Source organism: Nioella sp. MMSF_3534 (assembly GCF_030732985.1).
Taxonomy (GTDB): domain Bacteria; phylum Pseudomonadota; class Alphaproteobacteria; order Rhodobacterales; family Rhodobacteraceae; genus Nioella.
Window position 1 is genome coordinate 1 of record NZ_JASHJX010000002.1, and the last position, 11,286, is coordinate 11,286.

9 protein-coding genes and 1 pseudogene are annotated in these 11,286 nt (G+C 62.3%); 6 read left to right on the plus strand and 4 right to left on the minus strand.

Annotated features, from left to right (window positions below; genetic code table 11):
• Nucleotides 1-244: pseudogene (locus tag RBB16_RS00865) on the plus strand (penicillin-binding protein 1C); the annotation flags it as partial.
• 304 nt (nucleotides 245-548) lie between these two features.
• Nucleotides 549-929 (plus strand): hypothetical protein, encoded by a 381-nt coding sequence (locus tag RBB16_RS00870; protein WP_071691198.1) that lies wholly within the window; start codon nucleotides 549-551, stop codon nucleotides 927-929.
• Nucleotides 930-1,047: 118 nt separating this feature from the next.
• On the opposite strand, the gene RBB16_RS00875 is transcribed toward RBB16_RS00870, so the two are convergent.
• The 4 genes from RBB16_RS00875 to RBB16_RS00890 form a co-directional block, all read right to left on the minus strand.
• Nucleotides 1,048-2,223, minus strand: a complete 1,176-nt coding sequence (locus RBB16_RS00875) for an acetyl-CoA C-acyltransferase family protein (RefSeq protein WP_306044320.1) — start codon at nucleotides 2,221-2,223, stop codon at nucleotides 1,048-1,050.
• 67 nt (nucleotides 2,224-2,290) lie between these two features.
• Nucleotides 2,291-2,737: a MarR family winged helix-turn-helix transcriptional regulator gene (locus RBB16_RS00880; RefSeq protein WP_306044321.1), complete on the minus strand. Its 447-nt coding sequence runs from the start codon at nucleotides 2,735-2,737 to the stop codon at nucleotides 2,291-2,293.
• Between the two features lie 94 nt (nucleotides 2,738-2,831).
• Nucleotides 2,832-4,427, minus strand: a complete 1,596-nt coding sequence (serA, locus tag RBB16_RS00885) for a phosphoglycerate dehydrogenase (RefSeq protein WP_306044322.1) — start codon at nucleotides 4,425-4,427, stop codon at nucleotides 2,832-2,834.
• Nucleotides 4,428-4,528: 101 nt separating this feature from the next.
• Nucleotides 4,529-5,683: a phosphoserine transaminase gene (locus RBB16_RS00890; RefSeq protein ID WP_306044323.1), complete on the minus strand. Its 1,155-nt coding sequence runs from the start codon at nucleotides 5,681-5,683 to the stop codon at nucleotides 4,529-4,531.
• Between the two features lie 266 nt (nucleotides 5,684-5,949).
• Here RBB16_RS00890 and RBB16_RS00895 point away from each other — a divergent pair, with 266 nt between their 5' ends.
• The 4 genes from RBB16_RS00895 to RBB16_RS00910 all read left to right on the plus strand — a co-directional run bounded on the left by RBB16_RS00895 (nucleotide 5,950) and on the right by RBB16_RS00910 (nucleotide 11,282).
• Nucleotides 5,950-6,798, plus strand: a complete 849-nt coding sequence (locus RBB16_RS00895) for a c-type cytochrome (RefSeq protein ID WP_306044324.1) — start codon at nucleotides 5,950-5,952, stop codon at nucleotides 6,796-6,798.
• Between the two features lie 66 nt (nucleotides 6,799-6,864).
• The gene (gene serB / locus RBB16_RS00900; RefSeq protein WP_306044325.1) at nucleotides 6,865-7,737 is read left to right on the plus strand and encodes a phosphoserine phosphatase SerB; all 873 of its coding nucleotides are present in this window, start codon (nucleotides 6,865-6,867) and stop codon (nucleotides 7,735-7,737) included.
• A gap of 237 nt (nucleotides 7,738-7,974) precedes the next feature.
• Nucleotides 7,975-9,717, plus strand: coding sequence for an FG-GAP-like repeat-containing protein (locus RBB16_RS00905; RefSeq protein ID WP_306044326.1), 1,743 nt, complete (start codon nucleotides 7,975-7,977; stop codon nucleotides 9,715-9,717).
• A 104-nt stretch (nucleotides 9,718-9,821) separates the two neighbouring features.
• Nucleotides 9,822-11,282 carry a DUF6212 domain-containing protein gene (locus RBB16_RS00910; RefSeq protein WP_306044327.1) on the plus strand — a complete coding sequence of 487 codons (1,461 nt, stop codon included), beginning with the start codon at nucleotides 9,822-9,824 and terminating at the stop codon, nucleotides 11,280-11,282.
• Nucleotides 11,283-11,286 lie beyond the last annotated feature (4 nt).

Below are 11,286 nucleotides of genomic sequence, written 5' to 3' on the forward strand. Positions count from 1 at the left end.
CCCCGAGATCGCCTTCCCCCCAGATGGCGCTGTGCTGGCCAGCCAGCCGGGCCTGCCCCTGATGGCGCGGGTGGACAGGGGCAGGCCACCCTTCACCTGGCTCTGGAATGGCGCACCGGTTAGCACTGCGAACCGGGATCGTCAGATGACGCTTGACCTTGCCGGGCCCGGGTTCGGAGAGCTGACGGTTATTGATTCAATGGGCCGGGCTGCCCGCATCACGGTCGAAGTCGCGGCCCCCTGAGTTGTCGAACACCCGATGCCGGGGATTCGCTGGCCACGGGCATCCGCAAGCGTCGCACAGCATTCCCCGGAAGAACCAACGTGCTGAATGGCCGATAAGTTTCACGAGATCACACAGCCGTCACCAACAGTGACGCTCTGGGCTATCCCGCAGATGGAGATGTGCACATACGCACCAACCTCACGCAATTATCCCGCTTTCGTTGGGTGAAACACCAAACTCAAGCTCCTAAGTTGAGTGTCATCGGAGGCACAACGCCTTCAAACGCAAACGCACTGCAAACGACACTTGAAAGGAAAGACCCATGAAAACCATCGCACTCACCACCGCCCTTGTGACCGCCCTTGCCGCCCCCGCTGCATTCGCGTCCGACAACCTTGCCGCGTCACTGGGTGTTGAGCCCGGCACCTACTCCACGTCCGAACTGGTCCGCTTGAGCCAGGCCATGTCCGACAACGACCATGCGGAAGTGGCCTTCATTCTGAACGGCGGCGCAGGTCCGGTTGACGCATCGGTTGCATTCGACGCCCGTGTTCGTCAGGTCCAGGAAGATGATGATCACGCAATCGCAGCCTACCTCACCAATAGCGGCACCGAAGTGATTTCGACCCAGAGCTTTGGCCACAACGAAGTCGCGGCCCGCATTTTCGCCCAGCTGGCTGAAGAATCGCGCTTCGAAGACTGATGCCCATCACTCACGGGCCGGAACCGGCAGGGTGCCCCTCTCCCCATCCCGCCGGTTCCAACAAAAAACCCCCGATGCCGATGTGGCACCGGGGGTTTTTCATGTTCTGATCGTCGGCTCAGATGCGTTCGATGGCAATCGCGATGCCCTGACCGCCGCCGATGCACATGGTGATCAACGCCTTGCTGCCGCCGGTGCGTTCCAGCTCGTGCAGGGCCTTCACGGTGATGATCGCGCCGGTCGCGCCGACCGGGTGGCCCAGCGCAATCGCGCCGCCATTGGGGTTCACCTTGGCGGGGTCGAGCCCCAGACCCTTGTTCACCGCCAGCGCCTGCGCGGCGAAGGCCTCGTTCGATTCGATCACGTCGAAATCGGTGACCGACAGGCCGGTGCGCGCCAGCAGGTTCTGGACCGCAGGCACCGGGCCGATGCCCATCACCTCGGGGCGCACACCTGCATGGGCATAGCCGATGATCCGCGCGCGGGGTTTCAGGCCAGCGGCCTCTGCCGCATCTGCGCGGGCCAGAACCAGCGCGCCAGCACCGTCATTGATGCCCGACGCATTGCCCGCCGTGACCCGTCCGTCTTTCTTGAACACCGTCCGCAGCCCGGCCAGCGTTTCCATGGTGGACGCCTTGGGATGCTCGTCGGTGTCGAAGGGCACCATATCGCGCTTTACCTTCACCTCGACCGGGGCGATCTGATCTTTGAAATAGCCCGCCTCAATCGCCGCAATAGCCCGCTTCTGGCTTTCCACGGCAAAGGCATCCATCTGCTCGCGCGTGATGTCATGCTCTTCTGCCACGTTTTCCGCCGTCACGCCCATATGCCCGGTGCCGAACGGGCAGTTCAGCGCGCCGACCATCATGTCGGTGCCGCCCATATCGCCCATCTTCTGACCCCAACGAATGGCGGGCACGATATAGGGGCCACGGCTCATGCTTTCGGCACCACCGGCAAGGCCGAACTCCGCATCGCCAAGCATCAGGTTCTGCATCACTGACACGATGGCCTGCAAACCAGACCCGCACAGCCGGTTCACGTTCATCGCGGGGGTGGTGTCGGGAATGCCCGCCTGCATGGCGGCAACGCGGGACAGGTACATGTCGCGCGGTTCGGTGTTGATCACATGGCCAAAGGCCACATTGCCCACCTGCTTGCCGTCCACACCGGCACGCTCCAGCGCGGCCTTGGCGGCAACGGTGCCAAGCTCGATCGGGGGTGTCGCGGCCAAAGATCCGCCAAAGGTGCCGATGGCCGTCCGGGCACCGGACAGGATCACGATATCGGTCATTTATAGTCCTCCAAAGACTCCAACCCGCCAGCCGGCGGGCAATATGCCAAATTCCCCTGAACGCTGTTTACCCGCGTTGCGCAGGTTCCGCCATGAGCCGTTTCAGCGCGCTTTGAAAGCCTTCTGCATCGGGCGCGAGCGATTTCAACACCTCGGTCTGATATCTCTCGGCAATCGGTGTCAGCGCATTGATGATCCCCCTGCCGCTTTCCGTCAGCGCCAATACGACGAGACGCCTGTCAGCAGGTGAGGTCGTCTTGCTGATATAGCCCATCTCTTCCAGCCGCGACACGGCCCGGCTGACCTTCGACTTGTCCAGCGCCGCCTGAGCCGAAATCTCCCGGACCGAGACCGCCGTCTGCTGGCTCAGATGCGCCAGAACCCGCCACTCCGACCGGGACAGGCCGAACATCTCTTTGTAATGGCGCGCGAACTGGCCGCTGACCCGCTCGGCCACCACGGCCAGCTGGTAGGGCAGGAAATCATCCAGGACGAAAGGCGTGTTGGTGCTCATGTGTGAAGGATGGGGCGAAACAGGCCCAAACCGCAAGCCTGAACGAAAAAGCCCCGGCCAGAGACCGGGGCTTTGACGGGCTGACATGTCAGTTTCAGGCGGCGTCGAACTGCATCGGCGCGACCTGCTGGAACATGCCTGTGGCGCGCAGTTTCTCCAGCACGTCCGCCGGGGGTTGCGCGTCGAGATAGAGCAGCGCGATGGCATCCTTGCCCGCACCGGACCGGCCAAGGGTAAAGTTGGCGATGTTCACGCCGTTTTCGCCCATGGTCTGGCCGAGCGTGCCGATGATGCCGGGGATATCCTCGTTGGTGGTATACAGCATATGCTCCCCGATCTCGGCGTCGATATTGATGCCCTTGATCTGGATGAAGCGCGGTTTTCCATCCGAGAATACAGTGCCCGCGATGGACCGGGTGCGGTGCGGGGTCACGACCTCCAGCCGGATATAGCCTTCGAACGCACCGGACTTGTCCTGCGTGGTAGTGGAGATCTCGATGCCGCGTTCCCGCGCGATAACGGGGGCCGAAACCATGTTCACATCCGGGTTCACCGCCTTCATGATCCCCGCGATCACGCCGCAATTCAGCGCCTCAAGGTTCATCGTGCCCGCAACCCCGTTATAGGTGATGCGGATTTCCTCGATGGCCTCTTCGGTCAGCTGGCCCACGAAGCTGCCCAGATGCTGCGCCAGTTTCAGCCACGGGCCCATGACCTTGGCTTCCTCTGCCGTGACCGACGGCATGTTCAGCGCGTTCTGCACGGCACCGGTCAGCAGGTAGTCGGCCATCTGTTCGGCCACTTGCAGCGCCACGTTTTCCTGCGCTTCGGTCGTCGCCGCGCCAAGATGGGGCGTGCAGACCACGTTGGGCAGGTTGAACAGCGGGTTTTCGGTGGCCGGTTCCTCGGCGAACACGTCAAAACCCGCGCCCGCCACATGGCCGGATTTCAGCAGCTCCGCCAGAGCGGTTTCATCCACGAGGCCGCCCCGCGCGCAGTTGATGATCCGCACACCCTTCTTGGTCTTTGCGAGGTTCTCGGCAGACAGGATATTCCGGGTCTGGTCGGTCAGCGGCACGTGCAGCGTGATGAAGTCGGCGCGTTTCAGCAGCGTTTCCAGCTCCACCTTTTCCACGCCCATCGAATTCGCCTTCTCCTCCGACAGGAACGGATCGTAGGCGATGACTTTCATCTTCAGACCACGGGCCCGGTCGCAGACGATACCGCCGATATTGCCCGCGCCGATGACGCCGAGCGTCTTGCCGGTCAGCTCGACCCCCATGAACTTGGATTTCTCCCACTTGCCCGCATGGGTAGAGGCGCTGGCCTCGGGGATCTGGCGCGCAACCGCGAACATCATCGCAATCGCGTGCTCGGCGGTGGTGATCATGTTGCCGAACGGCGTGTTCATCACGATCACGCCCTTCTTGGACGCGGCGGGCTTGTCGATATTGTCGGTGCCGATCCCGGCGCGACCGATGACCTTGAGGTTGGTGGCGGCGGCAAGGATCTTCTCCGTCACCTTGGTAGCGGAACGGATGGCAAGGCCGTCATACTCACCGATCCTGGCAAGCAGCGCGTCCTTGTCCTTGCCGAGACCGGGTTCGAAATCGACCTCGATGCCACGATCGCGGAAGATCTGAACGGCGGTTTCGCTGAGTTTGTCGGAAACGAGAACTTTAGGGGCCATTTGGCTGTGTCCTTTGTCGGGGCGTACCGGTGGGCAAACTGCCCACCCTACGCACGGGGAAACGGGAAGGTGTAGGGTGGGCAGTTCTGCCCACCACCACGTCAGGCGGCTTCGGCCTGTGCGGCGATCTCGGCCTCAAAGGCCCATTCCAGCCAGGGCAGCATCGCCTCGATATCCGAGGTCTCCACTGTCGCCCCACACCAGATGCGCAGACCCGCAGGCGCGTCGCGGTATGCCCCGATATCGAGCGCGATATCCTCAGCCTCCAGCCGTTTGGCGACGGCCTTGGCGAAGGCTGCACCGTCTGCGATCCGGTCATCGGTGAACTTCAGGCACACGCTGGTGTTGGACCGTGTGGCGTCATCTTCTGCCAGGTTCGCAATCCAGTCATGCCGGTCGCAGAAGTCCCAGATCGCCTGCGCATTGGCGGTGGACCGGGCAATCAACCCTTCCAGCCCGCCGACCTCGCGCGCCCAGTCCAGCGCAAAAAGGTAGTCCTCGACGCAGAGCATCGAGGGCGTGTTGATCGTGGCGCCGGTAAAGATCCCGTCAATCAGCTTGCCGCCCTTGGTCAGGCGGAAGATTTTCGGCAGCGGCCAGGCCGGGGTGTAGCTTTCCAGCCGCTCGACGGCGCGGGGGGACAGGATCAGCATCCCGTGCGCGGCCTCACCGCCCATCACCTTCTGCCAGCTGAAGGTGGTCACATCCAGCTTGTCCCAGGGCAGGTCCATCGCAAAGGCGGCGCTGGTCGCGTCGCAGATCGTCAGGCCCGAGCGATCCGAGGGGATCACGTCGCCATTGGCCACGCGCACGCCAGATGTGGTGCCGTTCCACGTAAAGACAACGTCGGTGTCGTAGTCCACAGCGGCCATATCGACGATCTGGCCATAGTCGGCGGTCTTCACTTCGGCGTCGATCTTCAGTTGCTTGACCACATCCGTGACCCAGCCCGAGCCGAAGCTTTCCCAGGCCACCATGGTGGCCTTGCGTGCGCCAAGCAGCGACCACAGCGCCATTTCCACGGCGCCGGTGTCGGAGGCGGGCACGATGCCGATCTTGTAGTCTGCGGGGATGCCGAGGATCTCGCGCGTGCCTTCGATGGCGGCCTTCAGCTTGTCCTTGCCAATGGCGGCACGGTGGCTGCGGCCCAGGGGCGCGTCCTTTAAAGCATCAACGGTCCAGGTGGGGGGTTTGGCACAGGGGCCAGAGGAAAAACGCGGGTTCGCCGGCCGCGTTGCCGGGGTAGTCGTCACCATTGCTGGTATCCTTCCAGATATGCGCCCCTCGTTGGGGAGGGGTGTCCCACCGCCGGAATTACGGCCAGTCGCTGGAACGCACAAGTCGTAAAATTCGACAAAACAGTCGTTTCAGGAAAATTCTGCGCCGCCCGCGTTCACGATCGGAAACAAGAGAAAGACACAACCCTTTCGGGTAACATCTGGACATTCGGTCTTTTTTTCGTGTTAGGGTAGAAATCCGGCCTTCGAAAACCTCTGATCGGGCCGGACGACGGGAGGACCCAATGAAAAAACTGACACAAGCGGCCCTGGCCGCAACCGTTCTGATGGCCGCGCCCGCCGCTGCCCAGAACGAAGACCTTGTTGCCCGTGGAGAGTATCTCGTGACCGGACCCGCAGGCTGTGGCAACTGCCACTCACCGATGGGGCCAACCGGTTTCATCGAAGGACAGGAGCTTGGCGGCCGGCTGGTCGAGGCCAATGACATGTTCACCGCCATCGCCCCCAACATCACCCCGGCCGGACCCTCCGGCCAGTGGAGCGACGCGGAACTGGCCCGCGCAATCCGCGAAGGCATCCGCCCCGATGGGTCCGTCATCGGCCCGCCGATGCCCTTCACCTTCTACCGGGGTCTCAGCGATACGGATCTCGCCGCAATCGTGGCCTATCTGCGCACGGTTCCGGCCGTCGACAATGACCCCGGCCGCTCCGCCTATAACATCCCCCTGCCCCCCGCCTATGGCCCGCCGGTGGAAACCGTCGCCGACATCAATGCGGGCGTGACAGTGGAATACGGCGAATACCTTGCCGGGCCGATCGCGCATTGCATGGAATGCCATACCCCGATGGGACCAATGGGGCCGATGGTAGACACCGATCTCGGTCGTGGCGGGTTCGAATTCCACGGGCCCTGGGGCATCTCTGTCGCGTCCAACATCACCAGCCATGAGGACGGGCTGGCGGGCTACACGGATGACGAGATCGCCGCGATGATCACGCAAGGGGTTCGGCCCGATGGCTCGCCCATGTTCCCGCCGATGCCCTACGGGTTCTTTGCGAACATGACCGAGGATGACCTCGCCGCGATCATCCTCTACCTGCGCAGCCTGCCGCCGCTTCCTGACGCAGGCTGAGCCCCTTCAAATCCCAGCTCCCCCGTGGTTTATGCGTGCCAACCGCAGGCTACGGGGGACACACCCATGTTCATCGCCACGCTTCTGACCAACCCCGCAACCCCCAGGCTGGAGGGCGCGCTGGTCGAATCGCTCCGCAACGCCTGGGGCGGGGGCGATGCGCTTTGGCTCTCGCCCGATGTGGCTGCGGAATTTGCGATGCCCGCGATGCCCGCAAACCGGTGGAACGTGTGGGAGAGCCTGCAAGCCGAGGGTGTGGACCTTGTCGTTCAGCCCACGGAAGGCCGCCGCAAGAAGATGCTGCTCGCCGACATGGACAGCACCATGATCCAGCAGGAATGCATCGACGAACTGGCCGATGAGGCGGGCGTGGGCGAGCGTGTGAAAGACATCACCGCGCGTGCCATGAATGGTGAGCTGGATTTCGAAGGCGCGCTCATCGAACGGGTAGGTCTGCTGAAGGGCCTGCCCGAAACCGTCATCACCCGTGTGCTGGAAACGCGCATCACCCATATGCCCGGCGGCAAGGCGTTGCTGGCAACGATGAAGATCCACGGGGCCTATGCGGCGCTGGTCTCGGGTGGCTTCACCGCCTTTACCACGAAGGTCGCCGCCGATCTGGGCTTCGACGAGAACCGCGCCAACTCGCTGCTGGCCGAGGCGGGCCAGCTGACAGGGGAGGTGGCGCGCCCGATCCTCGGGCGCGATGCCAAGGTTCAGGCGCTGCACGACATCACCACTCGCATCGGCATCACCCCCGCCGACGTGATCGCCGTGGGTGACGGCGCGAATGACCTCGGCATGCTGGGGCTGGCGGGCACCGGCGTGGCGCTACATGCGAAGCCGTCGGTGCAGGCCGAATGCGAGATCCGCGTGAACCACGGCGACCTGACGGCGCTGCTCTATCTGCAGGGCTATGCAGACAGCGATTTCGCGTAATTGCTGCGCCTCATGGCGCTTTTCAACGGTTCACTTCCAGTGATCAACCTGTTGATCGGAGTGCCCTTGATGCTGGAAAGCGGAAGAGCGCGCCCATTCCCGCATTCTGCGAACGGATTGTAACCAATTGGTTAACAATAGTTAATAGACTCGACATGAAGCCAATTTTCACTACATTTCGCACAAGGCCTCATCCTGTCCAGAGGCAATAGAACGGCCAGTATTTGGAGCATCTAAATGTCGACAGTCACTCTTCAGGGTTTCGCCATCAATTCCACGACCTATGTCGGCTCGGCATCCCTGACACTCACGATTTCCGAGGGGGCCACGCTGTCTTATTCCGATGTCCCGGAGGGTGTCACGAATCTGTTCGGCATCACGGAAGTGGATGTCGTGAGCTCCTACGGGGCCTACACGAGCCAGTTTTCTCTCAATGGCGGCGTTCCTATTCCCGTGGCTGACGAAGACGAGACGTATATCTATCAGCTCAATCTCAGCACCGGGCCGGTAACTGTCCTGTCTCATTTCGATAGCAGCACGGATATCGACTATGTTTTCTTGCTGGCGGGCAGCGCACCAGCTCCCACCAACCAGGCGGAGTTCAACGCGCTTTTTGCGTCCATAAATCAGACCACACCGGCCCAAACCGCGCCAGCCCCATATGCGCCCGGCCAGGCGATCGACCCGACCGCCATTTCCGGGGCATCGGTGTCACAGAATGATTCCTTCGTCGGAACCTCGGATGACGAAGCCTTCGATGGCGGCAGCGGCGCGGACGATCTTGACGGAAACGGCGGCAATGACACGCTCAATGGCGGGTCCGGAAACGACACGCTCAATGGCGGTGCGGGCGAAGATACCTTCGGCTACTCGGGTGGCGCGGATGTGATCGAGGATTTCTCCGGCGATTTCCTGAAGATCGACTCGCCGGTCCTGAGCGGCAGTTTGGCCTCGGTGCTGTCAGCGGCCAGTGTGGTCAGCGGCAACCTTGTTCTGGATTTCGGAGGTGGCAACACGCTGACACTGAACGGTATCACGGATGTTTCTGCACTGGACGGGCGCATCGAGGTCGCAAACCAGCATGACCCCGAAAGCGACCTGACCGGCGACGGCACCTCCGACATTCTCTGGCGCAACGGCACGACGGGTCAGTACGGCATGTTCGACATGGCTGGCGGCACGCCCACCTGGAGCGTTCTGGGTGGCGAAAGCACCGCCTGGCAGATCGGCGGTCTGGGCGATTTCGACGGGGATGGCACCGACGATATCCTGTGGCGCAACGATACCTCCGGCGGCATCGGCTTCTCGGCCATGGGCACCGGCAGCCCGGTCTGGAACGCGCTCGGCACCGCCGGGGCGGAATGGCAGATCATGGGCGTCGGCGATTTCAACGGCGACGGTACCGACGATATCCTCTGGCAGAACAGCAACAATGGCGGCGTGGGCATGTTCGCCATGTCGGGCGGCACGGCGACCTGGCAGACGATCGGCGGTTCATCTGCGCCGTGGGAGATCGTGGCGACGGGTGACATTACCGGCGACGGGATCGACGACATCATCTGGCGGAACGCGACAACCGGCCAGGTGGGCCAGTTCGAGATGTCCGGCGCGGGCACGCCCACCTGGAGCGTGGTGGCCAATGTCTCGACCGACTGGCGACTGGTGGGGACCGGCGATCTGGACGGCGACGGGACGGATGACCTCTTGTGGCGGCATGAGAGCTCGGGCGCCGTGGGCTACTACGCCATGGGGTCCGGTTCGCCGGTCTGGCAGGGCCTGGGGCAAGCGAGCTTCGACTGGGATATCGTGGGCACCGGCGACTACAATGGCGACGGAACGGACGATATCCTGTGGCGGAACGTGAACACCGGCACGGTCGGCATGTATGATATGGATGGCGGGCCGAACTGGCAGACCATCGGCCAGGCCGCGCTGGCATGGGACGTCGAGGGGCAGTTCGTGGATGAGTTCGTGTTCTGAGTTATCCACCAGCAAAGACGTACTTTCCTGTCCCCTTGAGCCTTGTTGGCGGGACTAGATTTCTCTAGAAGGAAGCGGGAAACAAGAAAGCCGTTGCTCGCCTCATGGAAAATGCCATCGTCATTGCTGATCCCGGTGACGACTTCGCTCAAGTCTTCGATTTCGGGTATCCGCTTTTGCGGTGCGACATGCAGGGGCGTGTTACCGATTGGCATTCGGCATCCGAGGTGCCTCTCTCCGATCTTCAGCAGAACGCGCTCTGCATATTGGCGGCCTCGCCCGATGGCCTTCGGCAGGCGGAAACCTTTTGCGCCCGGTTCGTCACGGAACTGGGGGCGGAACCCTTGCTTCTGATCGACCTGAGCGACACGCATCCCGACCAGAGACAGGCCAAGGTGCTGAGCAAGATCGTCGATATATTGCTGCAGGAACGGCTCAGGGCCGCGCAACGCCAGGTCGAGCTGCTGCGCGACATGGCGCATCTCCGGGCAGATTTCGAAGAGTTGAGCAACGCGTTCGGATTGCTGGAAGGTTTTGTCCAGGAGGCAGAGCTCGATCACAGGCAGCTGCGCCGCGACCTTGCCCCGGCCTCGAACACGAAGCCGGTGAACTTGCCAGCGGGTGCGGTTCTGCATCAGCGCCTGCCAGGTGAAAGCAGCGGAATCTCTGATATCGGCTTGCATGTCGCGCGGGCCCCAGCCGGTTCGGGCGGCCAGCTCCTGATTGGGCTTCACGCACTGGAAAAAGCCGAGACACTTGCCGAATGGTCCATCGGTCAAGGCGATCTGAGCGCCGGCTGGTTGCGATTGCCGCTGGAAGTTGCGCTTGGACCTGACAATACCACGCTTCAACTGCGCCTCGAATGGACGGGCACCGCACCGCTGGAGCTTGATTGGTCACTGCGGCATCCGGACCAGCGCTATTGCCTTCAGCTCCGAGAAGGATCCGAAGCCAAGCCATCTGAGACTGAGGACCGGGTACTTGCCCTGCAATTGTGGACTTACATTCCCGGTTGCACCCCTCCCCATTCCAGCGATGGCGCGGGGGTCAAGGTACTGGCAGAAGCGGCTCTCAGGGCTGCCCGAAATCTCAACCCGGATAACACCGACACGAAGTATCTCGAAGAGCAGAATGTTCTGCAGGTCCATCCGGTTCAGGGTGATCTGGCAGCAGCATTGCTTTGCGATGCGGTTGGCTCAGGTGTGAATGAGGTCACGGCCAGCATTCACAGCCTGTCCGAACAAGGTGCTGATATCGAGTACGCGATTGCAGTTGCCCCAACCGCCGCACGCATTGATCCTGCCGGCAACAAGCGTGCCTTTATCCGGAGGCGCAGTGCGTTGGCGCCTTCCCTGAACAGTTTGCTGGACTCTCCCGGTGCGCAAAAATCCGAATGGTACCGGCTATCTGCTGGCCAGAAAGGCCATATCCATCTGCTCCTGCAAGAACCGGCAGGATCGGCGATGGATCTCTATCTGATCACCCGCATGGCAGACCAACAGCTGCCACCTAGCTGGGCTTGGGCGGCATTCTCATCTGTCACCCTGTGCCGCGACAGGTTCTAGCAGG

Bases quoted from the DNA above. Each gene is read 5' to 3' on its own strand.
- RBB16_RS00870 (WP_071691198.1), top strand. From the start codon at position 549: ATGAAAACCATCGCACTCACCACCGCCCTTGTGACCGCCCTTGCCGCC.
- RBB16_RS00875 (WP_306044320.1), bottom strand. From the start codon at position 2,223: ATGACCGATATCGTGATCCTGTCCGGTGCCCGGACGGCCATCGGCACC.
- RBB16_RS00880 (WP_306044321.1), bottom strand. From the start codon at position 2,737: ATGAGCACCAACACGCCTTTCGTCCTGGATGATTTCCTGCCCTACCAG.
- serA (WP_306044322.1), bottom strand. From the start codon at position 4,427: ATGGCCCCTAAAGTTCTCGTTTCCGACAAACTCAGCGAAACCGCCGTT.
- RBB16_RS00890 (WP_306044323.1), bottom strand. From the start codon at position 5,683: ATGGTGACGACTACCCCGGCAACGCGGCCGGCGAACCCGCGTTTTTCC.
- RBB16_RS00895 (WP_306044324.1), top strand. From the start codon at position 5,950: ATGAAAAAACTGACACAAGCGGCCCTGGCCGCAACCGTTCTGATGGCC.
- serB (WP_306044325.1), top strand. From the start codon at position 6,865: ATGTTCATCGCCACGCTTCTGACCAACCCCGCAACCCCCAGGCTGGAG.
- RBB16_RS00905 (WP_306044326.1), top strand. From the start codon at position 7,975: ATGTCGACAGTCACTCTTCAGGGTTTCGCCATCAATTCCACGACCTAT.
- RBB16_RS00910 (WP_306044327.1), top strand. From the start codon at position 9,822: ATGGAAAATGCCATCGTCATTGCTGATCCCGGTGACGACTTCGCTCAA.